This is a genomic window from Stenotrophomonas bentonitica, from assembly GCF_013185915.1.
Classification (GTDB): domain Bacteria; phylum Pseudomonadota; class Gammaproteobacteria; order Xanthomonadales; family Xanthomonadaceae; genus Stenotrophomonas; species Stenotrophomonas bentonitica.
In genome coordinates this window covers 34,496-59,497 of record NZ_JAAZUH010000001.1, presented here as the reverse complement: position 1 = coordinate 59,497, position 25,002 = coordinate 34,496, and the positions used below count along the sequence as shown (strand labels likewise).

The 25,002-nt window shown below is 67.8% G+C and carries 20 protein-coding genes; 2 read left to right on the top strand and 18 right to left on the bottom strand.

Features of this window, described 5'->3' with window-relative positions:
- Positions 1–3: 3 nt before the first annotated feature.
- The 3 genes from fucP to HGB51_RS00245 all read right to left on the bottom strand — a co-directional run bounded on the left by fucP (position 4) and on the right by HGB51_RS00245 (position 4,935).
- Positions 4–1,314, bottom strand: coding sequence for an L-fucose:H+ symporter permease (gene fucP, locus HGB51_RS00255; protein ID WP_070208614.1), 1,311 nt, complete (start codon positions 1,312–1,314; stop codon positions 4–6).
- A gap of 44 nt (positions 1,315–1,358) precedes the next feature.
- Positions 1,359–2,429 carry a LacI family DNA-binding transcriptional regulator gene (locus HGB51_RS00250; protein WP_070208613.1) on the bottom strand — a complete coding sequence of 357 codons (1,071 nt, stop codon included), beginning with the start codon at positions 2,427–2,429 and terminating at the stop codon, positions 1,359–1,361.
- 70 nt (positions 2,430–2,499) lie between these two features.
- Entirely contained in the window at positions 2,500–4,935 is a 2,436-nt protein-coding gene (locus tag HGB51_RS00245) for a GH92 family glycosyl hydrolase (RefSeq protein ID WP_070208612.1), read from the bottom strand.
- A 449-nt stretch (positions 4,936–5,384) separates the two neighbouring features.
- Between HGB51_RS00245 and HGB51_RS00240 the strand changes: the two genes are divergently transcribed.
- Positions 5,385–8,465, top strand: coding sequence for a TonB-dependent receptor (locus HGB51_RS00240; protein ID WP_070208611.1), 3,081 nt, complete (start codon positions 5,385–5,387; stop codon positions 8,463–8,465).
- Between the two features lie 115 nt (positions 8,466–8,580).
- Here the strand turns inward: HGB51_RS00240 and HGB51_RS00235 are convergent, their stop codons facing one another.
- The 15 genes from HGB51_RS00235 to hisS form a co-directional block, all read right to left on the bottom strand.
- Positions 8,581–9,321 (bottom strand): copper homeostasis protein CutC, encoded by a 741-nt coding sequence (locus HGB51_RS00235; protein ID WP_070208610.1) that lies wholly within the window; start codon positions 9,319–9,321, stop codon positions 8,581–8,583.
- Complete coding sequence (locus HGB51_RS00230; protein ID WP_070208609.1) at positions 9,321–10,319, bottom strand: glycosylasparaginase; 999 nt, start codon at positions 10,317–10,319, stop codon at positions 9,321–9,323. Before HGB51_RS00230 ends, HGB51_RS00235 begins: the two co-directional genes overlap by 1 nt.
- Positions 10,320–10,343: 24 nt before the next feature.
- Positions 10,344–11,303 carry a glucokinase gene (locus HGB51_RS00225; RefSeq protein ID WP_246233427.1) on the bottom strand — a complete coding sequence of 320 codons (960 nt, stop codon included), beginning with the start codon at positions 11,301–11,303 and terminating at the stop codon, positions 10,344–10,346.
- Between the two features lie 166 nt (positions 11,304–11,469).
- The gene (locus tag HGB51_RS00220; RefSeq protein ID WP_070208608.1) at positions 11,470–13,068 is read right to left on the bottom strand and encodes a calcineurin-like phosphoesterase C-terminal domain-containing protein; all 1,599 of its coding nucleotides are present in this window, start codon (positions 13,066–13,068) and stop codon (positions 11,470–11,472) included.
- Between the two features lie 89 nt (positions 13,069–13,157).
- The gene (hisIE, locus tag HGB51_RS00215) at positions 13,158–13,781 is read right to left on the bottom strand and encodes a bifunctional phosphoribosyl-AMP cyclohydrolase/phosphoribosyl-ATP diphosphatase HisIE (protein WP_070208607.1); all 624 of its coding nucleotides are present in this window, start codon (positions 13,779–13,781) and stop codon (positions 13,158–13,160) included.
- A complete protein-coding gene (hisF, locus tag HGB51_RS00210) occupies positions 13,771–14,547 on the bottom strand; it encodes an imidazole glycerol phosphate synthase subunit HisF (RefSeq protein ID WP_070208606.1) in 777 nt (258 codons plus the stop codon). Before hisF ends, hisIE begins: the two co-directional genes overlap by 11 nt.
- Positions 14,541–15,275, bottom strand: coding sequence for a 1-(5-phosphoribosyl)-5-[(5-phosphoribosylamino)methylideneamino]imidazole-4-carboxamide isomerase (gene hisA, locus HGB51_RS00205; protein WP_070208605.1), 735 nt, complete (start codon positions 15,273–15,275; stop codon positions 14,541–14,543). The genes hisF and hisA overlap by 7 nt, the downstream gene beginning before the upstream one ends.
- Entirely contained in the window at positions 15,272–15,874 is a 603-nt protein-coding gene (gene hisH, locus HGB51_RS00200; protein WP_070208604.1) for an imidazole glycerol phosphate synthase subunit HisH, read from the bottom strand. Before hisH ends, hisA begins: the two co-directional genes overlap by 4 nt.
- Positions 15,871–16,944 carry a bifunctional histidinol-phosphatase/imidazoleglycerol-phosphate dehydratase HisB gene (hisB, locus tag HGB51_RS00195; protein ID WP_070208603.1) on the bottom strand — a complete coding sequence of 358 codons (1,074 nt, stop codon included), beginning with the start codon at positions 16,942–16,944 and terminating at the stop codon, positions 15,871–15,873. Before hisB ends, hisH begins: the two co-directional genes overlap by 4 nt.
- Positions 16,941–18,029: a histidinol-phosphate transaminase gene (gene hisC / locus HGB51_RS00190; protein WP_070208602.1), complete on the bottom strand. Its 1,089-nt coding sequence runs from the start codon at positions 18,027–18,029 to the stop codon at positions 16,941–16,943. The genes hisB and hisC overlap by 4 nt, the downstream gene beginning before the upstream one ends.
- Positions 18,026–19,321, bottom strand: coding sequence for a histidinol dehydrogenase (gene hisD, locus HGB51_RS00185; protein WP_070208601.1), 1,296 nt, complete (start codon positions 19,319–19,321; stop codon positions 18,026–18,028). The genes hisC and hisD overlap by 4 nt, the downstream gene beginning before the upstream one ends.
- The gene (hisG, locus tag HGB51_RS00180; RefSeq protein ID WP_070208600.1) at positions 19,318–20,229 is read right to left on the bottom strand and encodes an ATP phosphoribosyltransferase; all 912 of its coding nucleotides are present in this window, start codon (positions 20,227–20,229) and stop codon (positions 19,318–19,320) included. The genes hisD and hisG overlap by 4 nt, the downstream gene beginning before the upstream one ends.
- A gap of 11 nt (positions 20,230–20,240) precedes the next feature.
- The gene (locus tag HGB51_RS00175; RefSeq protein ID WP_070208599.1) at positions 20,241–20,567 is read right to left on the bottom strand and encodes a YerC/YecD family TrpR-related protein; all 327 of its coding nucleotides are present in this window, start codon (positions 20,565–20,567) and stop codon (positions 20,241–20,243) included.
- 601 nt (positions 20,568–21,168) lie between these two features.
- On the bottom strand, positions 21,169–22,083 hold the full coding sequence (locus tag HGB51_RS00170; RefSeq protein WP_070207714.1) for an IS110 family RNA-guided transposase: 915 nt from the start codon (positions 22,081–22,083) through the stop codon (positions 21,169–21,171).
- 655 nt (positions 22,084–22,738) lie between these two features.
- Positions 22,739–24,136, bottom strand: coding sequence for a histidine--tRNA ligase (hisS, locus tag HGB51_RS00165; RefSeq protein WP_070207715.1), 1,398 nt, complete (start codon positions 24,134–24,136; stop codon positions 22,739–22,741).
- 107 nt (positions 24,137–24,243) lie between these two features.
- Between hisS and HGB51_RS00160 the strand changes: the two genes are divergently transcribed.
- Positions 24,244–24,993, top strand: a complete 750-nt coding sequence (locus HGB51_RS00160; protein WP_070207716.1) for a Crp/Fnr family transcriptional regulator — start codon at positions 24,244–24,246, stop codon at positions 24,991–24,993.
- The last annotated feature ends 9 nt before the right edge of the window (positions 24,994–25,002 follow it).

The window sequence follows — 25,002 nt, the reverse complement described above, 5'->3', positions numbered from 1 at the left end:
CGCTCAGCCCCCCTGGCTGAAACCGGCACGCGGGCGCGAGCCCCACATGCCATAGAAGAGGATGTAGCCGTAGCACAGCAACGGCAGGATGAAAGACAGGTGCAGGCCGATGCGGTCGGCGAGCAGGCCCTGCAGGAACGGAATGATCGCGCCACCGACGATGGCCATGATCAGCAGGCTCGAAGCCTTGTTGGTCAGCGGGCCCAGGCGCTCGATGCTGAGCGCGAAGATGGTCGGGAACATGATCGAGTTGAACAGGCCGATCGCCACCACCGAGTACATCGCCACGTGCCCTTCGGTCGACATGGTGAGTGCCAGCAGCAGCGCATTGGCCGCGGCGAACAGGGTGAGCAGGATGCGCGGCGAGAACCGGGTCATGATCGCCGAGCCGGCGAATCGGCCGACCATCGCCATGGTCCAGTACGCCGACACGTAACCGGTCGCCTGCTGTTCGGTGAGGCCCCCGATATTCGGCATCGACAGGTAGTTGACCAGGAAGCTGCCGATCGACACTTCCGCGCCCACGTAGAAGAAGATGCCGAGCACGCCGAACAGCACGTGGCGATGGCGCAGCGCGTCCATCAGCGTGTGGCTGCCGGTGTCGGCCTGCTCGGTGGTCTCGTTCAATGCCGGCAGGCGGAACAGGTAGACGAACACCGCCAGCAGTGCCAGCGCGATCGCAAGGCCCACGTACGGGCCCTGCACCGCCTGCGCTTCCTGGGTGCGGTAGGCCAGCTGTTCGGCGGCGCCCAGCGCGGCCAGTTCGTCGGCGCTCTTGACCGTGTTGCCCAGGATCAGCAGGCCACCGAAGATCGGCGCGATTGCCGTGCCCAGCGAGTTCAGTGCCTGCGCCAGGGTCAGCCGGCTCGAGGCGGTCTGTTCCGGGCCCAGCAATGCCACGTACGGGTTGGCCGCCACCTGCAGAACGGTGATGCCGGTGGCCAGCACGAACAGCGCGCCGAGGAACGCTTCATACACGCGCAGTTCGGCGGCCGGCCAGAAGCCCAGCGCACCGACGGCGGCAATGGCCAGGCCGGCCACGATGCCCTTCTTGTAGCCCAGGTGCGCGACCAGCCGACCGGCGGGCAGCGACATCAGGAAGTACGCGCCGAAGAAGGTGAACTGCACCAGCATCGCCTTGGCGTAGTTCAGTTCGAACACCGCCTTCAGGTGCGGAATCAGGATGTCGTTGAGGCAGGTCAGGAAGCCCCACATGAAGAAGATCGTGGTGGCGACCGCCAACGCCATGCGCGTGTTGACCACGGGCGCGGAGGATGACGAGGTGGGCAGGCGTGGCGTTGGAGAAATGGGCATGCGGTACGCGCCTCAGTGCGCGGGCGGGTGAAAGGGAGTCGAGGTCAGCCGACGGCAGGGCCGCTGCTGTCACGGATATGGAGCTGTACGGGAGCCACGGTGCGACGCGGTGCTGCGCTGGGGTCGTCCAGTCGCTGCAGCAGCAGTTCGGCCGCCTGGCGGCCGCGCTCACGGGGGTTCACGGTCAACGTGGTCAGCGGGGGCATGGCGACCGCCGCTTCGGAAATATCATCGAACCCGGTGACCGCGAAATCGCGGCCCGGTTGCACCCCGCGCGAGGCCAGGCCCAGCATCAGGCCCAGTGCAACGGTGTCGTTGTAGCAGACCGCCGCGGTCGGCACTTCGCCTGCGAACAGCTCGCCCGTACGCGCGGCGGCTTCGAGACGATTCGGCGCCGACTCGATCAACCAGTCCGGCTGCACTTCCAGCCCGGCCTCTGCCAGCGCCTGCGCGTAGCCGGTACGGCGCTGGTGGCAGGAACTGGAATCGGCGTGGCCACCGAAGAACGCAACACGGCGGTGGCCGCGCTCGATCAGGTGACGCGTTGCCAGATATGCGCCCTGCTGGTTGTCCAGGGTAAGGAAGTCCCAATCGCCCCCGCTGAGTTCGCGGTTGAACAGCAGCACGTTGGCATTGAAGCCCAGCGCCTGGCGTACCTCGGTGGCGTCGCTGCCTTCGGCTGGCGACAGGATCAACCCGGCCGGGGTGTGTTCCATCAGCGTGGTGAGCACCGCCTGCTGCCGTTCCGGCGACTCGCCGGTACTGCCCAACAGGGTCACGAAGCCTTTCGCGCCCAGTGCTTCGTCGACACCGGAAGCGAATTCGGCGAAGAACGGGTTGGAAAGATCGTTGATCACCAGCGCCACGCTGGTCGAGGTGCGGCGGCGCAGGTTGGCCGCGCCCCGGTTGTACACATAGCGCTGCCGGCGCAGTTCGGCCTCCACCCGCGCACGGGTGTCGACATTGACCAGTGGGCTGCCCCGCAGCACCAGCGACACCGTGGCGCGCGACACGCCGATGGCATCGGCGATGTCGGTCACGGTGACCGCACGTGCGGCGCCGGCACGGGGCGTGCTGGCGCGGGTTCCCTTGGCAGCGGAAGTGTCCTTTTTCATCGGGGCATCGGTCGGGTCATGGTGCTGCAAGCCTAAACGATCGCATCGGCCAGCGGACCGGGGCGGCGGCTCATTCCAGCACGGCCCCCGGCGTGGCGCAGTACGACACCGGCAGGTCGGCCACCTGGGTCCCCCAGCCGGCTTCCGGCGCGGTGTCGCCGAGTGCGTAGGAAATGGTGCCGCCCTGCTGCAGGCGGTTCCAGTCCATCCACACCGGTGCGTGTGCCTGGCCGTCGACCTGCACGCCCTGCACGTACTGGAGCTTGCGGCCGTCGGCGCCAGGCGCCTGCAGGCGCAGCGTGCGGCCCTGGCCCAGGTCCACTTCGACCTTGGCGAAGCGCGGCGCGTGCAGCAGGAACTGGCCGCTGCCCGGCACCGCCGGGTACAAGCCCAGCGCACTGAACAGATACCAGGCCGACATCGTGCCCAGGTCATCGTTGCCGGTGACGCCATTGGGTGCGTTGGTGAACAGCTGCTGCGCGGCGCGCACCACCGTGGCGGTCTTCCACGGCTGGCCGATCAGCGTGTACATCCACGGCGCGTGCAGGTCCGGTTCGTTATTCGGGTTGTAGCGGTACTGGTTGTAGTAGCTGTACGGACCCACCACCCATTCCTTGCGCGCGGCCTGCAGCGGCGACTGCAGCAGGGCGTCGTAGGCGAAGAAGGCATCCAGGCGCTTGCCGGCCTGTTCGCGGCCGTGCATGGCCTGGACCAGGCCGGGGATGTCCTGCTGGGCCAGCCACTGGTACTGCCACGCGGTGCCTTCATGGAAGCCATGGTGCGAACGCGGGCTGTAGTGGCCGTCGGCCGGCAGATACCACTTGCCATCATCCATGCGCGGACGCGGGAAGCCGCTCATGCCGGTTTCCTCGTCGCGCACGCTCGGGTCCCACACCTTCTGCCAGTTGCGGCCGCGCTGGCGCAGCACGCCGGCGTCGTCGGCATGGCCCAGGCCGTCGGCCATCTGCGCCAGCGCGCAGTCGGCCAGCGCGTACTCAAGCGTCGCCGAGCCGCCGTGGTGCGGGTCGACGTCCATGCCCTTGGACGGGAACGCGCGGTCATAGGCAACGTAGCCGTTCTCGACGTAACCCGGGTTGCCCGAGCGGCCGGCATGACGCGAGTTCATCGGCGGCAGTTCGAACGCATTGCGCCGCAGTGCGGTGTACGCCTCGCCTTCGCGTCCGGCCAGCGCGCCGAAGCGCCACAGGTCGACCATGAAGGGCGTGACCGGGTCGCCGGTCATGATGTTGGTTTCGAAGTTCGCGTAGCCCCAGCGCGGCAGCCAGCCGCCCTGCTCGTTGATCGCCAGCAGGCTGCGGCCGATGTCGCGGGTGACCTGCGGACGGGTCAGCGCCAGCCACTGGTTCTGTGCCCGGTAGGTGTCCCACAGCGAGAAGTACTCGTAGTAGGTCCAGCCGTCGGCACGGTGGATGTTGTCGTCGTAGCCCCGGTAGCGGCCGTCGGCATCGCTGCCGGTCAGCGGCTGCAGCAGCGCGTGGTACAGCGCGGTGTACAGGACGGTGCGGTCATCGGCGTGCTTGCTGTCCACGCGCACGGTGGACAGTTCCTTGCGCCACTGCTGCTGGGACAGGCTGCGCATGCGCTCGAAGCCGAGCAGGCGGCCGTCCTGCATGCCGTCGCTGCGCAGGTTGGCGCGCGCGCCTTCGGCATCCACGTGCGAGATCGCGCTGACCGCGGTCACCGCGCCGCCCTTGGCCAGGTCGAAGCTCAACCAGGCGCCGCTCGGCTTGAGCTCGCCTTCCATGCCATGGCGGGCGCCGGGCAGGCCACCGCCCTCGCCCCAGGTGCCGTACGCCTTGAACGGGCGGTCGAACTCGATGCGGAACCAGGTGGTGTACTGGTGGCCGCCGCAGAAGCTCTTGGTGACCAGCTTGCCTTCGACCACGCGGTCGCCGACCACGTCGATCACGCTGCCGATCACCGAGTGGCGCTCGTTGGCCTGGCCAACGTTGACCAGCACGTGACCGGTGCCGGCCTCGGCCGGGAAGGTGTAACGCTCGGCGGCGGCGCGGGTGCGCGCGGTGGCTTCGGCGTCGATGCCGCCGTAGCTGGTCAACCGCACCTTGTAATAGCCGGCCTGGCCGACCTCGCCCTCATGGGTGTAGCCGGAGGCGTAGGCCTTGTGGTCGAAGCTCTTGGCGCTGTCGGTGTCGAAGTCGCCGCCCGGACCGATGCTGCCGGTCACCGGCAGGACCGAGACCTGGCCGCCCTGTTCCCAGCAACCCGCGCCGGACAGGAAGGAATGGCCGAAGCCACGGATCTTCGGGTCGTCATAGCGCCAGCCGGCATAGTGCTCGCCGATCGGGCTGACCTGGATCAGGCCGAACGGGGCCGAGGCGCCCGGGAAGGTATTGCCGTCATCCTTGCTGCCGATGAAGGTGTTGACCTCACGCTCCAGCGCGGCCGGGGCGGCCTGCAGCATGGGCGTGAAGGCCACAACGGCCAGGCAGGTCGTCAGGGCGAGGCGGGACGGCAATCGGCGCATGCAGTGGTTCCTGTGGGTCGATGACGGTGAGGCGAGGTGCGTTTTGGATCGCTCCAAAGTCACGGCGGCGTGAATTTAGATCGATTTAAGTAGAACACGGGGCAATCCGTCCATGCATTCTGCGGCGCAACATGAGCGCCCCCCCTACCCCGTCGCCTGCACCGCGCCCTGCGCGCTGCGCAACTGAAGCGTTCAAAGTCCCGCCCGCCCCTTGTCCCTTGTGGCGCCTGCGCCCTAGGCACATTCCCGGCCCCGCCGTCCATATTGCGGAGCAGCATGCTTCCCTGGCGCCGCCGTGTTAAAAATTCGCTGCCAGCGGTTTAGATCGATCCAACTCCGAACCGTCATATGCGTGGCACGGCGAGCTGGGGGGCTCGCCAGGTCCGCTGCCAATTTTAGATCGTTTCAACGAAATCTCAGCACCGATTCAATCCAACGGAGAGAGTGGAATGAAGCAGATGTCCCGCATGCACGGCCGCGACGCATTGTCCGCCGCGATCACCTTTGCCCTGGCCGCCGCGGCCTTCGTGCCGGCGACCGTGTTCGCCCAGCAGGCCGCGACCCCGTCCGAAACGCCCTCGGCGACCACGCTCGACAGCGTGCAGGTCACCGGCTACCGCTACGCCATCGAAAAGAGCCTGCAGCAGAAGCGTGACGCCAACGCCGTGGTCGAAGTGATCACCGCAGAAGACGTGGGCAAGTTCCCCGACAAGAACGTGGCCGACTCGCTGCAGCGCGTGCCGGGCGTGGTCATTACCCGCGACGGCGGCGAAGGCAAGAGCGTCAGCGTGCGCGGCCTGGATCCGGACCTGACCCTGACCCAGTTGAACGGCAACTACATCGCGACCTCGGAAACCAATGACGAGGCCAGCCGCTCGTTCAACTACACCCTGCTGCCCTCGAACATGCTGTCCAGCGCCGAGCTGTTCAAGTCGCCGGAAGCGCGCATCGACGAAGGCGGCATCGGCGGCACGGTGATCCTGCATACCCGTCGCCCGCTCGAGATGGAATCCAATTCCGGCTATGTGACCCTGGAAGGCACCTCCTCGGACACCAGCCCCGACGTCGACCCGCAGGCGTCCGCGCTGTACTCCTGGCACAGCGACGACGAACGCTTCGGCGTGCTGGTCGGGGTGACCAAGCAGAAGCGCACCAGCCGCACCATGGAAGCCACCACCGAGAACTACCAGTGGTACGGCACCGACACCGACGCCCGCGACGTCAACGGCAACCCGCTGACCCAGGGCGGCGTCAACTACTGGTGGGGCAACTCCGGCTTCAACGACCAGAACGGCAACAACTACACCGACTTCTTCATGCCCACCTCGGTGAACTTCGCGGTGAAGGAAGAAGAGCGTGAGCGCACCGGTGGCCAGTTCACCTTCCAGTTCAAGCCGACCGACAACGTCACCCTGACCGCCAACTACTTCCGCTTCGAGCTGCAGGGTGACTACACCCAGAACATGCTCAAGATTCCGGAATGGAACATGGCGCGCTACAACCAGGACGGCAACTGGGCCGGCGGCCGCCTGCTCAACGGCCTGACCATGGATCCCAGCGGCAGCATCGTCACCGGCGCCCAGTTCGAGAAGCTGGCCGGCAAGACCTACTACTGCAGCGAAGACGAAGCCGCTGCCGCCGGCCTGCCGCCTGGTGGCTGGGGTCCGGACGACTGCACCATCCCCACCCCGCAGCTGACCGGCGGCTACAGCCGCGAAAAGGCGCTGTCGCAGACTGCCGACCTGAGCATCGACTGGGACATCAGCCCGCTCTGGAAGGCGTCCTTCAGCGGCGGCCGCACCTGGTCCGAGGGTGGGCCGACCATGAACTTCCGCATGTCGGCCAAGCCGCGCCGTCGCGTGGATGGCGTGTGGGAGTCCGGCAACCGCTACTCCGCATGGGACCTGACCGGCACGCCGTCGGCCACGTTCTCGCCTGACCTGCAGCAGCAGCTGATGAACGGCATCGCCGAAGTGGACACCGGCTCCACCGATTCGTCCTGGATGCAGACCGAGGTCAAGCAGAACCACTTCCAGGCCGACTTCACCAAGCTGTTCGAAGACGGCTGGCTGGACTCGTTCCAGTTCGGCGCCAAGTACAGCGATGGCAAGGTCCACCGCAACACCGGCAACACCTACTGGGTCTGCCCGGGCACCGACCCCGCCGACTACGACAACAACCGCTACCAGGCGGGCTGTGACAACACGGCGGGCATCGCCCAGCCGGGCTTCTTCCTGTCCAACCCGATCACCGGCATCCGCGGCGGCTTCGACGCCAACGTGTTCCCGGGCATCGACTACCCGGCCTACATCAACTACCTCAACGATCGTTACGGCGGTTCGCACAACCGGACCGAAGAAGACTTCGTCTACAACGTCAACGAGAAGGTCTACGCCGGCTACTTCCAGGCCAACTTCCGTACCGACCGCCTGCGCGGCAACGTCGGCGTCCGCATGGTCCGCACCGAGCAGTTCGCCCAGTCCAGCGACTCGATCGAACGCTTCAACGACTACTTCCTGGACAACGCCTCGGGCGCGCCGATGTCGTGCAACGACCCGGCCGCGGCAGCGTTCCCGAACTACGGTTGCGAAAGCGGTTTCGTGCGCCTGCCCGACAGCCTGGCCCGTTCGAAGACCTTCGAGCTGATCGGCTCCGACAAGACCTACACCGACTTCCTGCCGAGCTTCAACATCGCCTGGGACATCACCGACAACCTGGTGCTGCGTGGCGCCGCGTCCAAGGTGATCGCACGTCCGAGCTACACCAGCATCGCCGCGCCGGGCGCCCTGAGCTACTTCAGCGCCGAGTATGTCAACGACCGTCGCGTCGCCGGTGGCGCGCCGCAGGAAGGCTGGCAGGGCCACGGCAGCAACAAGGACCTGGAACCGTTCGAAGCGACCCAGTTCGACGTCGGCCTGGAGTGGTACTTCCAGCCGGGTGCGGTCGCGGGTATCGGCCTGTTCCGCAAGAACGTGGACAACTTCACCGTGCCGGTCGTGCGTGACGTGCAGATGGTGATCGGCGGCGAGTCGGTCACCGTGCAGGACTACGAGACCCAGGCCAACGGCCGTGACGGCGTGTCGCAGGGCGTGGAGCTGTATGGTCAGTACACCTTCGACTTCGGTCTGGGCGTGCAGGCCAACTACACCTACAACGACACCAACCTGGCTTCGATCGTGCTCGACGGCGAGAACATCGGCGCTTCGCCGCTGGTCGGCAGCGCCAAGAACCAGGCCAACTTCACCGTGTTCTACGAGAACGACACCTTCCTGGCGCGCGCCTCGTACAACCGTCGTGGCGAAGTGGTCGGTGGCTTGAATGGCGGCATGACCGAGTACACCGAGCCGTACGCACAGCTCGACCTCAACGTGGCCTACAACTTCACCGACGCGCTGACCTTCACCGCATCGGTCCTGAACGCCACCAAGGAAGAACAGCGCATCCACCTCGGCAACGACACCGATGCCCGCCTGATCTCCAGCCTGTACTCCGGCCGTCAGCTGTACTTCGGCGCGACCTACAAGTTCTAAGCAATACCTGCCCTCGCCTTACCGGCGAGGGCAACGTTCCTCCACGACAGTCAGGCTGGTACAGATGGCTGTCGTTTTTTTTGCGTAGTGACACGCCACGCGTGTCAGCGCGGACTCAAAGCCCGGTGACATCCAAAGCGGAACGCAATGCCGCCACGATCGCGGCATCGGACTGTACCCAATCGTTATCCAGTCCACGAAGGTCGGCATTCCGGAACCGCATGCCCGACGCACGCGCCGCCTTCGCAGACGCATGCACCTCGCGGCAACCGGTAACCGACGCAATCGCGGCGATGTTGTCCGGCGTGATGCCCGCACCGGCCATCACCGACAATCGATCACCGGCCTGCGCGACCAGCCGGGCCAGCATGTCGCTGCCCTGCCCTGCGCCCGCCTGCCCACCAGAGCTCAGTACACGCTGGCACCCCAGCTCCACGACCTGCTCCAACGCTTCGGGCAGATCCCGCGCGGCATCGAAGGCGCGGTGAAACGTGATGCCCAGTGGACCGGCTGCGGCCACCAGTTCGCGGCACAGCGGCATGGCCACGGCGCCGTCCGCATCCAACGCCCCGATCACCACGCCGTCGCAGCCCAGCTGCCGGCAGTTCGCGATATCGCGCAGCATCAGCTCCGTTTCAAGCGCGTCGTAGTGAAAATCACCCGGGCGCGGCCGGATCAGCACGAACAACGGAATGCGCAGGCGCTCCCGTGCGACGGCAATGCTGGCGTACGACGGCGTGGTGCCGCCCTCGCCCAGGTTGTCGAACAGCTCGACCCGGTCGGCCCCGCCGGCCTGCGCGGCCAGTGCCGAGGCCACCGAGTTCGAGGCGATCTCCAGGACGTGGGGGGCGGCCATCAGGTCTGCTCGGTGGTATAGACCGATGCGGAGTCGCGCAGGTCGTCCTGGCGGTCCTTGTCGCAGACCGCGTACACGAAGCCGCGATGCAGCGCGTACGCGCCCACCTCACCGTTGCGGTCCAGTGCCAGGAAACACACCTGCAGGGTCTTGCTGGCCTCGGGGCGCTTGCGCACCACGCGCGCGATCGCCTCGCGGCAGGCCTCGGCCGGGGAACGGCCCTGGCGCATTAGTTCGACCACCAGGAACGAGGCTGCGTTGCGGATCATTTCCTCGCCCACGCCCGACGCGGTGGCCGCGCCCACTTCATTGTCCACGTACAGCCCGGCGCCGATGATCGGGCTGTCGCCGACCCGGCCGTGCAGCTTCCAGGCCATGCCGCTGGTGGTGCAGGCGCCGGCCAGCTGGCCCTGCGCATCGATGGCGAGCATGCCCAGCGTGTCGTGGTTGCTGCTGTCGCCTGGGCGCGTGCGCCGCTCGGCATTGATCTCGGGCGTGTACTGCGCGGTCTTCAACCATTCGCGCCACGCCTTCTCGGCGGCGGGTGTCAGCAGTTTCTCGCGCGGGAAACCCTGCTGCACGGCGAACTGCTGCGCGCCCTCGCCCACCAGCATCACGTGCGGGGTCTGCTCCATCACTTTGCGGGCGACCGAAACCGGATGCAGGATGTCGGTCAGCGCCGCCACCGAACCACAGCGGCCGTCGCCGGCCATGATGCTGGCGTCCAGGGTGAGGATGCCGTCGCGGTCTGGATTGCCGCAGCGGCCCACGGTTGGATTGCACAACTCGCTTTCGGCCCAGCGCGCACCGGTTTCCACCGCGTCCAGCGCGCTGCCGCCGGTCGACAGCACTTTCCAGGCGGCCTGGTTGGCGCCCACGCCAAAGTCCCAGGTCGAGACCACCCGGGCGCGACCGTTGCTGCTGGCCTGCACTTTCGGAAAGGCCATCACGCCTGCGGCCAGTGCACCGGCCTGGAGAAACTGCCTACGATCTGTCACGTGCTGCTCCCCCGGAAATGAATGCTATGCGGCCGCGCGGCGGTTCTCGGCGTGCCATACCGCCGCACCGACCACGCCCAGCTCGCCATGTTCGACCCGCCACACCGGCACCTGTTCCAGCACCCGGCGCATCACGCCCTTGGCCAGGAACCGCGTGCGGAAGTGGCCGTCATCGATGAACCGTGCAACGTGGCCGGAAATGCCGCCGGCCAGGTACACCGAGCGCGCCCCGAAGGTCGCCGCCAGGTCGCCGGACAGACTGCCCAGCCACCCGCAGAACACCTCCAGCGTTTCCACGGCCAGCGCGTCGTCGCCGGCCAGTGCGGCGCCGATCAATGCCTCGGTGGTGGTCCACTGCGGTGCCACACCACGGATTGCGCACAGGCTGGGATACAGATTCATCAACCCGCTGCCGGACAGGATGCGTTCGTTGTCCACGTGCTCCCAGCGTTGCAGCATCTGCTGGAGCACCTGCAGTTCGAGTGCGCTGACCGCACCGAGCGCGGCGTGCCCGGCTTCGCTGGCCAGCACCGCGCCTGCGCCGGCTTCGAAACGCAGCGCGGCACCCAGTCCGGTGCCCGGGCCCAGCACCAACGCCGGCCAACGGTTGCCGGCGTCCGCGTCGCCGTTCAGCGCTACCAGCGTGTCGGCGGCGACGTGCGGAATCGCGTAGGCCACGGCTTCGAAATCGTTGATCAGGTCGAGCGAGGCGAGCCCGGCGTCGCGGCGCGTAGCGGCCACGGACACCGGCCACGGCAGGTTGGTGTTGACCAGGTGGTCGCCTTCAAGCAGGCCGGCGATGGCGACCACGGCGGTCGCCGGGGCACTATCCTGTGACGCGCGGAACGCGGCAAGGATGCTCGCCAGGCTGGCGAAGTCCGCACAGGCGTAGCGACGCAGGTTGCGGATGCGCGGTGCCTGGCCCGCGCGCACTTCGGCCACGGCCAGGCGCGCATAGGTGCCGCCGACGTCGGCGACGATCAGGGTGTCGCCGTGGGAACCCGGGCGTGGCGGTTGAGCCGGATGCGTATCCGGAAACGGTGTTGCAACGCTCACTCGCTGGCCTTGGGTTGATTCGATCGCATGCGCGGATTTTCGGTGATCGGTGGGGGTTTGCAAAGCAGGTTCCGCCGTACCTGGGCGTACGGCGTTACGGTTTGGCGGTCTGCAGGCGGTAGGTGGTGCTGGCAGCTGCGGTGGGGCCGTCGGCATGGACGGCACGCACTTCCACCTTGTGGTCGCCGACGGCCAGGTCGGTCGGCAGCGCGCCGCGCCACAGGTGCGTCGACGGGGTGGCTTCCGGCGAACGGTCGAAACCGCGCAGGCGTTCGGCGGTGTCGTCGGCGACGTTCTCGAGCAGCACGCGCGGGTCCGGCTGCTCCACCCGCTTCATCGGCTGCCACGTGCCGTCATCCACGCGGAACTCCACCACCGTGTCGGCCTGGCCCATGAACACATTGGCGAACACACCCCAGGCCGGGTAGGCGCCCTTGCGCAGCACCTTCGGCGCATGCAGCGCGATCTGGTAGTCGTCCGGCGCGCGCGCCACGTAATAGCGCAGGCCGTACTCACCGCCCGGCTGCACCGAGAGCACTGCATACCCGTTCGGGGTGCCGTCGCTCATGGTGGCATCGGGAATGCCGGCACTGTCCTTCACGCCCGACCAGAACGCACCACAGGCCGCGCCCACGTTGTACTCGTGCAGCGGCCGGCTGCCTTTCCAGCCTTCGGCCTCACCGTGGTAATAGTGCTGCTGGGTGTGGCTGTGGCCACTGAGCACCAGCACGTGCGGGAAGTCCTTGAGCAGTGCGAACAGGCGCGTGCGGTCGACGTGGCGGAAGGTTTCGCGGCCGGGCGCGGCGTCGAACAGCGGGATGTGCATGCCCAGCACCAGCAGGCGGTCGCGTGGCAGGTCCTTGAGGTAGTTGGCCAGGAAGGTGAACTGGTCCGGGCGCAGGCCACCGACATACTTCGGCTTGGCGGTCGGGTCGTAGACCACGTCATCGAGGAACACGAAACTGGCGCCGCCCTCTTCCACCGCGTAGGTATCAGGGCCATACACGGCGCGCCAGCTGTCCAGCGAATGGCGGTCGTCGCCGGCATCCATGTCCAGGTCGTGGTTGCCCGGCACATGGAACCACGGCACCTGCAGCTGCGCGGTGGCCTTGTTGATCTGCGGGTACAGGGAGAGGTCGTCGTTGACGATGTCGCCCAGGGTGGTGCCCAGCCGCGCCGGGTGCTTGCCGATGATCGGCTCGACGATGGCGCGGTGGTAGTAGCCCACGTCCTGGCGGCTGGCGGTCTGCGAGTCGGTGAACACCAGCATCTCGAAACCGGAACGCGCGGCGTCGGCATCCTTGGCCGGCTCCAGCGCGAAGTCCCAGTTGCGCACGTTGCCGCCGGTGGCGGCGATGCCGTCGTACTTCAGCCGCGGCGAGCCCTGCGGCGCATAGTGCCGCCAGTAGCTGGGCATGCCGTTGGCCGCGACCGGGAACTGGAATTCGTCCGGCTTGATGACGAACACGGTCTGGCCGTCACGGATCGGCAGGCTGTAGCTGCCGTCGGCGGCGGTGCGCACGATGACCTCGCCGTTCGACACCTGCACCCCCGCCAGCGCGGGGTCGGTGGGACCGCGGCCGGGCTTGCCGTCGCGCTCCTGGTAGACCTTGCCGGTCACGGTGGCCTCGCTGGCCCAGGCAGGTGCGGACATCAACAGCAGGCAGGCCAGCCAGGCAGCAGTGCGGGTCATCGAGGCGTTCCGTAGGAGGTGGGCGAGTGTAAAGCCGCACATCATCGCTGGTGGTCCGTTTCAGCCGCGTTAGATGGCGGTCGCCGCGCTCATTTCGCGTGGCGGGCCACCAGCACCTCGACCGCGTCCTGCAGCGACAGGCCACGGGCGCGCAGCAGCACGGTCAGGTGGAACAGCAGGTCGGCCGACTCCCCCAGCAACGCCGCATCGTCCTGGACCACGCCGGCCAGTGCGGTTTCCACGCCTTCTTCGCCGACCTTCTGCGCGATCCGGCGGATACCCTGTTCGAACAGCGAGGTGGTGTAGCTGTTGGCCGGGCGCTGATGTTCGCGCTCGCGCACCAGTGCGTCCAGGCGGCCCAGGAAATTGCCCGGCGCCTGTTCGAAGCAGCTTTCGCTGCCGGTGTGGCAGGTGGGCCCGGCCGGACGCGCACTGACCAGCAGGGTGTCGCGGTCGCAGTCCACGCGCACCGCCACCACCGCCAGCACGTTGCCGGACGACTCGCCCTTGGTCCACAGCCGCTGTTTGCTGCGGCTGTAGAAGGTCATGTGCCCGGTTTCCAGGGTCAACGCCAGCGACTCGGCAGTGGCGTAGCCCAGCATCAGCACCGCCAGGCTGTCGGCGTCCTGCACCACCACCGGCAACAGGCCGTCGCCCTTGGCCCAGTCCAGGGTGTCCAGGGCCTCGCGGGAGGGCAACACTTCAATAGACATCTCGAACCTCGATCTGCTGCGTGCGCAGGAACTGCTTCAGTGCGGGAATGGCGATGGCGCCACTGTGGAAGACGCTGGCGGCCAGCGCGCCGTCGACATCGGCCTGGTCGAACACATCGGCGAAGTGCTGCATCTCGCCGGCGCCGCCGGAGGCGATCAGGGGCACGTGGCAGGCGTCGCGCGCCTGGCGCAGCTGCTCGACGTCGTAGCCGCGGCGCACGCCGTCACTGTCCATGCAGTTCAACACGATCTCGCCGGCACCCCGGCGCTGCACTTCCTGCACCCAGTCCAGCGTGCGCACGGCGACAGCCTGGGTCTTGTCCGGGTCGCCGCTGAAACGGCGCACCCGCCACTGCCCGTCGGCTTCGCGCACCGAGTCGATGCCGACCACCACGCACTGCACGCCGAACTCGTCGGCCAGCTCGGTGATCAGCTCCGGCCGACCCAGCGCCGGGGAGTTGATCGAAATCTTGTCGGCGCCGGCAAACAGCACGCGGCGTGCGGTCTCCACGCTGTCGATGCCACCGGCCACGCAGAACGGAATGTCGATCAGGCGCGCGATGCGCTCGATCCAGGCCACGTCCACCGACCGCGCTTCCGGGCTGGCCCCGATGTCGTAGAACACCAGCTCGTCGGCGCCCTGGTCGCGGTAACGCTGCGACAGCTCGACGATGTCGCCCATGTCCACGTGGTCGCGGAAGCGCACGCCCTTGACCACGCGGCCGTCGCGCACGTCCAGGCAGGGAATGATGCGGCGGCTCAACATGCCAGCGCCTCGCCCAGGTCCATGCGCTGCTCCAGCAGGGCCTTGCCCAGCACCGCACCGGCACAGCCTGCGGCGCGCGCGGCGGCAACGTCGGACACGTCGCGCACGCCACCGGAGGCCTGCACCGCCACGCCCGGCAGGCGTGCGGTGAGGTGGCGGTACAGGTCCAGGTTCGGTCCAGCCAGCATGCCGTCGCGGGCGATGTCGGTACACAACAGGTGGCGCAGGCCGGCCTGCGCGTAGCGCTCTGCGAGTGCGTCCAGGGTGACCCCGGCATTCTCGGTCCAGCCGTGTACCGGCAACTGCCATTGGCCGTCGGCATCCTGGCGCGCATCCAGCGCGATGGTGATGCGCTCGGATCCGAACTCTGCCAGCCAGCCGATCACCTGCTCCGGCTCGCGCACCGCCAGCGAGCCGACCACCACGCGGCTGGCGCCGGCATCGAGGATGCGTGCCACATCGTCACGGCCACGGACGCCGCCGCCGGTCTGCACCTGCAGGCCGGTGTTGGCGCGGATCGCTGCCAGCAACGGTGCCAGCGTGTAACCCCCGGCGCGTGCGGCGTCGAGGTCGACCAGGTGCATCCAGCGCGCACCCTGGGCCTCGAAGGCCTGGGCACGCGGCAGCGGGTCGTCGCCGTAGTGGGTTTCCTGCGCGTAGTCGCCCTGGCGCAGCCGCACCACGCGGCCGCCACGGATATCCAGCGCGGGGTAGACGATGAAACTCATACAGCGGTGTCCTCAAGGAAATTGCGCAGCATCAGCGCGCCGGTGTCGCCGGAACGCTCGGGGTGGAACTGGGCGCCGAAGTACCGGCCCTGCTCCACCATCGCGGTGAACAGCCCGCCGTGGTCGCAGGCGGCCACGGTGTGGGCGTTGAGCGGTGCGGCGTAGCTGTGCACGAAGTAGGCGCTGGCACGCGCGGGGATGTCGCGCAGCAGCACCGACGGCTTCAACGGCAGCAGCCGGTTCCAGCCCATGTGCGGCACGCGGATGCCGGTGGCCGGCACCAGCTTGCGCACCGTGCCGGGAATCAAGCCCAGCGTTTCCACCCCGGCTTCTTCGGAATGTTCGAACAGCAGCTGCATGCCCAGGCAGATGCCCATCAGCGGCACCTGCAGGCGGCGCAGCGGTTCGACCAGCCCCTGCGCGTGCAGGCGCTGCATCGCAGGTTTCGCCGCGCCCACGCCCGGCAGGATCACCCGGCGCGCGCCGTGCAGGCCGTCCGCGCCGCGCACCAGCTGCACGTTCGCGCCCAGCCGCTCCAGCGCATAGCGCACCGAACCCAGGTTGGCACCGCCGGCATCGATCAGTGCAACGTCGGTCACAGCGCCCCCTTGGTACTGGGCAGCGCCGTTCCCTGGCGCGGCAGGGCCTGGCGCAGGGCGCGCGCCAGCGCCTTGAAGCAGGCTTCGACCTTGTGGTGGTCGTTGTCGCCGCGCACGCTCAGGTGCAGGTTCAACCCCGAGGCATCGCACAGCGAACGGAAGAAGTGCGGCACCAGCTCGGTCGGCATGTCGCCGACGCGCTCGCGCTTGAACTCGCCTTCGAACACGAAGTACGGGCGGCCGCTGAAATCCAGCGCGGCGCTGGCCAGGGTTTCGTCCATTGGGAGAGTGAAGCCGTAGCGACCGATACCGCGTTTGTCGCCCAGCGCTTCACGCAGGGCCTGGCCGAGCGCCAGGCCGGTGTCTTCGATGGTGTGGTGTTCGTCGATATGCAGGTCGCCCTCGGCCTGCACGCTCAGCGCGAAGCCGCCGTGCTTGCCGATCTGCTGCAGCATGTGGTCGAAGAACGGCAGCCCGGTGTGGGTCTGCGGTTCGGCGGTACGGTCGAGGTCCACATCGACGCGGATGCGGGTTTCCTTGGTATTGCGCTGCACGGTGGCGCGGCGCGGTGCATCGGCGAGGTCGTGGGCGATGCCGTTCCAGTCCCACTCGCCACCGAACTGTCCGGTCCGCAACTGGAAGCCGCGGATGTTCATGTTCTGCGCGAACTGGATGTCGGTGGGACGATCGCCCACCATCGCCGAGCGCGCCCAATCGATGCTGCGGTCCTGCAGGTACGGCAGCATCATGCCGATACCCGGCTTACGCGTGGGTGCGTTGTCGTGCGGCCAGGTACCGTCGATGAGCACGTCACGGAACACGATGCCCTGGCTGGCGAAGATCTGCAGCATCAGGTCGTTGGGACCATCGAAGGACGCCTGCGGGTAGCCTTCGCTGCCCAGCCCGTCCTGGTTGCTGACGATCACGAACTGGTAGCCGGCGTCGCGCAGCTTGAGCATCGCCGGGATCACATCGCGCACGAAGCGGATCTTCTCGTAGGCGTCGATCTGGAAGTCGGCGGGCTCTTCGATCAGGGTGCCGTCGCGGTCGACGAACAGGATCGGGGTCATGCGGCGGCCCTCCGGGCAGTGAGTACCTGGAGCACGCGGTCGTTCTGTTCCGGGCTGCCAATGGTGATGCGCAGTGCGTCGTGCAGTTGCGGGGCGGCGCGCTGGTCGCGGACGACCACGCCGGCGGCCAGCAGCGCGTCGAAGGCGGCCTGCGCGTCGTCGAAACGGACCAGCAGGTAGTTGCCCTGCGAGGGGTAGGCGCGCAGTACGCCGGGCGCCTGCTGCAGGGCCTGGTACAGACGGGCACGCTCGGCCTTGACCTGCGCCACGCGCGCGTCGGTCACGGCCAGCGCATCTGAGTCGAGCGCGGCCAGCGCCAGGGCGGTGCACGGCGCAGGCACCGGGTACGGCGCCTGGCAACGCCGCAGCACCTGGATCAGGGCCGGCGCAGCGATGAGGGTACCGATGCGGGCCGCGGCCAGCGCATGCGCCTTGGACAGGGTGCGCAGCACCGCGACGTTGTCGTAGCGGGACAGCAGGGTGGTCGCAGACGCCTGGTTGGCGTACTCGCCATAGGCTTCGTCGACCACCACCAGCGCCCTGCCCTGCAGGGCCTGGGCGACGCGTTCGATGTCGGCGAGTGCAATGCTGCTGCCGGCCGGATTCGACGGCGTGCACAGGAACACCAGCTTGGCGTTGCCTGACAGCGCGGTAGAAATGATGGCGTCGATGTCGGCGACCAGTTCGTCGCCGCTGTCGCGCAGCGGGACCTCCAGCAGTGGCGCGTTCTGCAGGCGTGCGCAGACCGCGTACATGCCGAACACTGGCGGGGTGACCAGTACGGCGTCGCGGCCGGGCTGGCACAAAGCGCGTACCAGCAGGTCGATGGCTTCGTCGCTGCCGCGCCCGATCAGCAGCTGGTCTACGCTGCAGCCATACAACGCGGCGAGCCGTGTACGCAGGGCCTGCGGCTGGGGTTCGGGATAGCGCCGTGCGATGCCCTGCGCGTCGGCCGGGTTGGACCAGGCCGACTCGTTGGCATTGAGCCAGACATCGCCGACCAGCGCGCTGCTGCGCGCGGAAGAGTACCCCGCGAACGCGCGCAGGTCGTCGCGCACCAGCGAGAGAACGGTGTCGGCGCTCATGCGGCGCTCTCCATGCGCAGGGCCACGGCGTTTTCGTGTGCATCCAGGCCTTCGGCACGGGCCAGCACGCGCGCGCAGTTGCCGATGGCGGCAATGCCCTGCGCACTGGCGGACTGCACGCTGATCATGTTCTGGAAACTGGCGACGCTGACGCCGCTGTAGGCGCGCGCGGCGCCGGCGGTGGGCAGCACGTGGTTGGTGCCGCTGCAGTAGTCGCCGAGCGCTTCGGGGGTGTAGTCGCCGAGGAACACCGAGCCGGCGGCCTCGACCTGGGCCAGCCAGTCGCGCGGTTCGCGCAGGGCCAGGATCAGGTGTTCGGGCGCGTAGCGGTTGCTGATCTGGAAGGCCTGGACGAGGGAGTCGACCAGGACCAGGCGCGAGGACTGCAGTGCCTGGGCGGCGATGTCGGCGCGCGACAGCTTCGCCAGTTGCGCCTGCACCTGTGCTTCGACGCGCTCCAGCATGGTGGCATCGTCGGTGAGCAGCAGTACCTGGGAGTCCGGGCCGTGTTCGGCCTGCGAGAGCAGGTCGGCGGCCACGAACGCGGGGTTGGCACCGGCATCGGCAATCACCAGCACTTCGGAGGGACCGGCGGGCATGTCGATGGCGGCGGCGCCGTCCTGCGCGACCTGCTGCTTGGCTTCGGTCACGTAGCTGTTGCCGGGGCCGTACAGCTTGTCGCAGGCAGGTACGCTGGCGGTGCCGTAGGCCATGGCGGCAATGGCCTGGGCGCCGCCGAGCTTGAACACGCGGTGCACGCCGGTGAGGCGCGCGGCGACGAGCACGGCGGGATCGGCGCTGCCGTCGCGGCGCGGCGGGGTGCACAGCACGACTTCGCGACATCCGGCCAGCTGTGCGGGCACGCCGAGCATGAGTGCGGTGGACGGCAAGGGTGCGCTGCCGGCGGGCACATACAGGCCGACCCGGCCGATCGGCCGGACCATGCGTTCGCAGCGCACGCCAGGCGCGGTTTCGACCGCGTAGCCCTGGCTCATGCCGGCCTTGTGGAACAGGCGGATGCGCTCGGCTGCGTCGATCATGGCCTGGCGCAGTTCGGCCGGCACGGCGCGTTCGGCGGCGGCGAATTCTTCGTCATCGACTTCGAACGAGGCGGGCGCGACGCCGTCGAAACGCAGGCTGATTTCGCGCAGGGCGGCGTCGCCGTCTTCGCGCACGGAGGAGATCAGTGCGGCGACCGATTCACGGGTACGCGCGGCCACGGCCTGTACGGGGCGCTGCAGCGCCTGGGCCTGTTCGGTGGCATCCAGCTGGGACCAGTGCAGACGATTCATGCCAGCGACCGCTCCACGCTCAACACCATCAAACCCTGGGCGCCGGCGCGCTCCAGCTCTTCGAGCCGCTGCCAGGTCAGGGCGCCGTGGCACATGGTCTGCAGGCGCAGGCGGCCGCCGTCGTCGGGCAGCTGCACCAGCGGGTCGGCGTCGGGCAGCAGGCGGGCCAGGTCGGAGACGCGATCCTGGTCGGCGCGGAACATCAGCAGCTTGCTGTCCTGCACCTTGACCACGCCGTCGAGGCGGCGCAGCAGCATGGCCATGAGGCCGGCGCGGGCGTCGTCGGGGGTTTTGACCGGTCCGGCGAGTACGGCTTCGCTTTCGAGCAGGGTTTCGACGGGCTTGAGCTGGTTGGCGGCCAGGGTGGCGCCGCTGGAGACGAGGTCGCAGATGAGGTCGGCGGTGCCCAGGCGGGGGGCGATTTCGACAGAGCCGGACAGTTCGACGACCTGGGCGTCGACGCCGCGCTCGGCCAGCCAGTCGGCGAGGATGGCGGGGTAGCTGGTGGCGATGCGTTTACCGGCGAGCTGCTGGACGCCCTGCCAGTCCCATTCGTCGGGCACGGCGAGCATCAGGCGGCACTGGCCGAAGTTGAGGCCGCGCAGGGCCTGGTAGGCGTCGGGCAGGCCGATCCGGCGGCGGGCGGCGCCCTGTTCGTCCAGTTCGTTGCGGCCGACGATGCCGAAGTCGCAGACGCCGTCGGCGATCAGGCCGGGAATGTCGTCGTCGCGGACGAGCAGCAGGTCGACGGGCAGCGATTCGCCGTAGCAGAAGAGCTTGTCGCGGCTCTGCCGCCAGCTCAGGCCGCAGGCGGTGAGCAGGCTGCGCGCGGGTTCGGCGAGCCGCCCGCTCTTCTGGATGGCGATACGCAGCCGGTCGCGTGCCGGGGCGGTCTGGGTTGCACTCATGGGGGAGGTCTCTACTCGGATTCGGGGGACGCGGGCGTGGCGGTCGCGGCAATGGCGGCGGCATAGCCGCCGTGGCCATGGTCCAGCGAGCGCGCCACGCGCCCGGTGGTGGTCACGCTGACACCGGTCAATTCATGGATTTCGCGATACGGCACGCCCTGCCGGAGCAGCGGCACCACCTTCCACCGATCAGACAGGGCCTCCAGCTCGGCGGGAGTGCACAGGTCACGCAGGAAGGCAGTCACCTGCTCCTCGCTATCCAGCCCGGCGAACGCCGCAGCGAGGCAGGCCAGATCGGCCTGGGGGTCTTTTTCACGGGGGACGGGGCGGATTTTCATCGTATCAATGTAATAGCGTGCTATTACATTAGCGCAAATTGCGCCGGAAGCCAAATCCCGGGAGCGGCGATTCAGGTGGAGCCCGGGTAGCGCTGGATCCAGGCTGGTAGAGCCGGGCCCTGCCCGGCTGCTGTTGGATTCCGGCGAACAGCTGCAGTGGGCAAGGTTCCCCTGGTCAGGGCCGTCGGGTGCGGGTTTGTGGGGGACGCCGTAAATACATCCATGTAGCAACTGTGTTGCTGGCGGGACGGTAGGTGCCGACCGCTGGTCGGCACGCTCTTGATTGCTGCGTTTGGCGTAGAGCCGGGCTCTGCCCGGCTGCTTCACGCATTTGGGCGAACAGCCGAGGCCTGATGCATGCCTTGGGCAGGGCCGCCCGGTGCGGGTTTGCGGGGTCGCCGTAAACCCATCCATGGGGGCTAAGCGGTCGCCATCCATGGCGCCGATTCCCCCGCAAACCCGCCCCGGTCGACCCTCGACAGAGATCGGAGGTCACGGGAAAAGCCACGTCAAAGGCAGCGCCGGCGTTGGCGCAATGTTGCGGGCACGGTAGTGCCGGCCGCTGGCCGGCAGCCTCGGGGAGCGGACGCCCTGAGTCGCCTCAGGCGGGGATCGGTCCGCGTTCGGCGTCGCGCACGCGGGCGTTGAGGATCACCAGCATCTTCCGCATCACCGCCACGATGGCGACTTTGCCTTCCTTGCCACGGCCTCGCAGCGACTGGTAAAACTCCCGCAATCGAGGCTCATGCCGCATGGCCGACATGCTCGCCATGTAAAGCACCTGACGGATCTCAGCCCGGCCGCCGTGAATACTTCTTTTCCCGCGCAGGGTCCCGCTGTCGTGGGACATGGGTGCTACACCGACCAAGCTGGCGATGGCCTTGCCGCTGACCTTCCCCAGTTCGGGCAAGTAGCTGGCAAGTACCGCCTGCAACCCTGGGCCCACGCCTTTCATCGACTTCAGCACGGCCAGCTGGGGTTGCAGGGACACCTGCTCGGCAATCTGCTTTCCCAAGCGTTCAACCAGCGTCCGCAAGCGGGTGATATTGGCCTGCAATAGTCGGCGCAATTCACGATCCTCCACCATTTCCTGCTGTTGGCACGCAACAGTCAGCGCGTGCATCGTCTGTCGACGCGCCCGCACAAATTCCCGCATCTTCTGCTGCCAAGGCTCCAACGGCTGATACGAAGGAAGTTTCACCAAGGCTGCCATCTTCGCCAATGCGTAGGCATCCAAACGATCAGTTTTGGCTACCTGGCCCAACCCTTGGGCCAGCTTCCGGGCCTGCAGGGCATTGGCTCGGACCACCGGATGACCGGCGTTGTGCAGGAAATCCAGCACTCTCTGTTCATAGCCGCCGGTGGCCTCCAGCACGATCTGGCTGGTCGGACGTGTTCTTAACCAGGCGTCCAATTCCGCAAAGCCGGAGCCGCTGTTGCTGACCTGCAGGACCTCTCCATCCGTCGTGCCCACATCCAACTGGCGCTTGCTTACATCAATCCCGATCCCGTTCATCGCCCGACTCCGTATAGTCTGGAAGGGTCGAGAGCTCCCCCGCTTGCCCAGTCTTATCGCTGCGAGTGTCAGCTCCAGCAACTGTTCGGGCGGATCAAGGGAGATTCCGGCGTGGGCGCCAAGCTACATGGCGATCGTCGAGATCCAGGCTACTACGGCGGCCCACGCCGGCTCTCGACACCTACGCTGCCAGATTCCGATCAGATAAGGCTCATCGCCGCATCCATGCGGCTCGTGCCCCCTCAAACCCACCCCCGCCGACCCTCCGATAGTTGGCAGATGGCCACGGGAAACCCAGCTACGCGACGGACCACCCGCGTAGTGACACGCCACGCGTGTCCGCCGTTCCCAACCGCACACGACCCTGTATGGGGGCGGCCGCCGGGTAGCCCCCGGAGGGACGCTAGAAAACATGGATGTTTTCTAGCAGCCCCCATGGGTGAAGGAGCACTGCTTGCGAGGCACTGCCTCGCGTGCGACTGAACGCCCAATCGCCAGCGATTGGGCCGGGGCCCGGAGGGCGGTTCACGGCGTGTCCCGGAGCGGGGCTGCCCGGCGGCCGCCCCAGCACGTACGAATGGAAACGCTGCTTTACGCGCTAAACAAAAACGGCACCCGAAGGTGCCGTCGTCGAACTCTGAAACAAAGGGCGAAATCACGCCATCGCGCGCGTCTGCTCCAGCTCCACCTGCAAAGCGCTTGCGAGCTCGTCGCGGGCGACTTCGAACTGCTGCTCGCGCAGCAGGTCCTTCACCGCCACCACGCCTCGCGCCAGCTCGTCTTCGCCAGCCAGGACCACGAAACGGATGCCTGCCTTGGCCGCGTACTGGAACTGCTTGCCGATCTTCTTCGGCTCCATCTGCACTTCCGCATTGATCCCACCCGCGCGCAGGCGGCGGGCGATATCCAGCGAATCGGCCAGGCCGTTGTCGTCCATCAGTGCCACCAGCGCATGCACGCTGCTGTCTTCGATGCCGGCGATCAGGCCTGCCTCGCGCAGCTGCCAGAACAGACGGGTCAGCCCGATCGAAATGCCCACGCCCGGCAGCTTCGACTTGCTGTAGTGGCTGGCCAGGTCCTCGTAACGGCCGCCCGAACAGATCGAACCGATCTGCGGGTGGTCGGTCAGCGTGGTTTCGTACACCGTGCCGGTGTAGTAATCCAGGCCGCGTGCAATCGAGAAGTTCAGGCAGTACGCCGTCTCCGGCACGCCCAGCGCCTTCACCAGCTGCAGCACCTCGCGCAGCTCGGCCACGCCCAGCTGCAGCGTTTCGCTCGCGTTGCCGTCGGCCACCAGCGCGTCCAGCTGCGCCAGCGCGTCGGCGTGGCTGCTCGAGCGCACCGCCACGAAGGACAGAATGCGGTCCGCCTGCTCAGCCGGAATCGCAAAGCCTTCACCGGTCAGCGTTTCGCGCACGTAATCCGGGCCGCGCTTGTCCAGCTTGTCGACCTCGCGCAGCACCGCCATCTGGCGCTCGCCGTCGGCCACGCCCAGGCTCTCGAAGAAACCGCGCATCAACTTGCGGTTGTTCAGCTGCACCGAGAAATCACCGATGCGCAGTTCCGAGAACACCGCGTGGATTACTGCCAGCACTTCCGCGTCATAACGCGTGCTCAGGCCGTCCTTGCCGATCACGTCGATGTCGCACTGGTAGAACTCACGGAAACGACCGCGCTGCGCGCGCTCGCCACGGTACACCCGCTGCATCTGGTAGCGGCGGAACGGGAAGGTCAGGTCGTGTTCGTGCTCGGCCACGTAGCGCGCCAGCGGCACCGTCAGGTCGAAGCGCAGCGCAAGTTCCGGCAGGCTCTTGTCGCCTGCCTCGGCCGCATTGGCCAGCGCCCCGGTGGACTGCACGAAGTACACCTGGCGTTCGGTTTCGCCGCCGGACTTGGTCAACAGCACGTCCGACAGCTCGAACACCGGCGTTTCCACCGGCAGGAACCCGAACCGCTCGTAATTGCGGCGGATGACGTCCAGCATGCGCTGGAACGCGATCTGCTCGCGCGGCAGCAATTCCATGATGCCGGGCGGCGTACGGGGCTTGATCACTTGCGGACTCCTGCGGAACGTGGGGATGTTCGAGCTGCATATTCTAGCCGCAGCCGGGCCGGGCGCCGCATGACGTATCATGGACAGGCCCCGCTTCCAGGTTCGACATGACCCGGCCCCACTCCGGAACCGCCGTTGCCACCGTAGACGACCCCGCCCCGGGCTGCTCCGCCCTGCGCGACTGCCTGCACTGCTCGGTGCGCCATCTGGCCGTGTGTTCAGCCTTGTCGCCGGACGAAGTACAGGCGCTGGAACGGGTCACCGTCTCGCAGGCGCTGCCGCTGGGCGCCACCCTGGCCCGCGCCGGCGAGCCGCGCCAACATGTCTATACCTTGACCGGCGGCGCCCTGCGCCTGGTCCGCACCCTCGCCGACGGCCGCCGCCAGATCAGCGGTTTCGTGCTGCCCGGCGACTACCTGGGCCTGACCGGCAGCGACCACCACCGGCATGACATCGAGGCCATTGCCGACAGCCGGGTCTGCCGCGTCACCCTGCCGCAGATGAAGGACCTGCGTGCGCGTTACCCGCACCTGGAGCGCAAGCTGCTGCAGCGCGCCTGCCAGGCGCTGGACGACGCCGCCGATGCCGCGCTGGCCCTGGCACGCCTGCAACCGGCCGAAAAGCTCGCCGATTTCCTGCTGCGCCTGGCCGCCCGCGAAGCCCGCCTGGGCGACCCCGGCCTGCGCGTGACCCTGCCGATGGGCCGCAGCGACATCGCCGACCACCTCGGCCTGACCATGGAAACGGTCAGCCGCACCTTCACCAAGCTGCGCCAGCAGGGCCTGATCGCCCTGCCCCACCTGAACACCGTCGAGATCATCGACGAGGCCGGCTTGCGCGAGTTGTGCGGCGCGTAAGGCGGTAGA

Excerpts from the sequence above, each read along its gene's own strand:
- fucP (WP_070208614.1), bottom strand. The coding sequence starts at position 1,314 with ATGCCCATTTCTCCAACGCCACGCCTGCCCACCTCGTCATCCTCCGCG.
- HGB51_RS00250 (WP_070208613.1), bottom strand. The coding sequence starts at position 2,429 with ATGAAAAAGGACACTTCCGCTGCCAAGGGAACCCGCGCCAGCACGCCC.
- HGB51_RS00245 (WP_070208612.1), bottom strand. The coding sequence starts at position 4,935 with ATGCGCCGATTGCCGTCCCGCCTCGCCCTGACGACCTGCCTGGCCGTT.
- HGB51_RS00240 (WP_070208611.1), top strand. The coding sequence starts at position 5,385 with ATGAAGCAGATGTCCCGCATGCACGGCCGCGACGCATTGTCCGCCGCG.
- HGB51_RS00235 (WP_070208610.1), bottom strand. The coding sequence starts at position 9,321 with ATGGCCGCCCCCCACGTCCTGGAGATCGCCTCGAACTCGGTGGCCTCG.
- HGB51_RS00220 (WP_070208608.1), bottom strand. The coding sequence starts at position 13,068 with ATGACCCGCACTGCTGCCTGGCTGGCCTGCCTGCTGTTGATGTCCGCA.
- hisIE (WP_070208607.1), bottom strand. The coding sequence starts at position 13,781 with ATGTCTATTGAAGTGTTGCCCTCCCGCGAGGCCCTGGACACCCTGGAC.
- hisF (WP_070208606.1), bottom strand. The coding sequence starts at position 14,547 with ATGTTGAGCCGCCGCATCATTCCCTGCCTGGACGTGCGCGACGGCCGC.
- hisA (WP_070208605.1), bottom strand. The coding sequence starts at position 15,275 with ATGAGTTTCATCGTCTACCCCGCGCTGGATATCCGTGGCGGCCGCGTG.
- hisB (WP_070208603.1), bottom strand. The coding sequence starts at position 16,944 with ATGACCCCGATCCTGTTCGTCGACCGCGACGGCACCCTGATCGAAGAG.
- hisC (WP_070208602.1), bottom strand. The coding sequence starts at position 18,029 with ATGAGCGCCGACACCGTTCTCTCGCTGGTGCGCGACGACCTGCGCGCG.
- hisD (WP_070208601.1), bottom strand. The coding sequence starts at position 19,321 with ATGAATCGTCTGCACTGGTCCCAGCTGGATGCCACCGAACAGGCCCAG.
- hisG (WP_070208600.1), bottom strand. The coding sequence starts at position 20,229 with ATGAGTGCAACCCAGACCGCCCCGGCACGCGACCGGCTGCGTATCGCC.
- HGB51_RS00175 (WP_070208599.1), bottom strand. The coding sequence starts at position 20,567 with ATGAAAATCCGCCCCGTCCCCCGTGAAAAAGACCCCCAGGCCGATCTG.
- HGB51_RS00170 (WP_070207714.1), bottom strand. The coding sequence starts at position 22,083 with ATGAACGGGATCGGGATTGATGTAAGCAAGCGCCAGTTGGATGTGGGC.
- HGB51_RS00160 (WP_070207716.1), top strand. The coding sequence starts at position 24,244 with ATGACCCGGCCCCACTCCGGAACCGCCGTTGCCACCGTAGACGACCCC.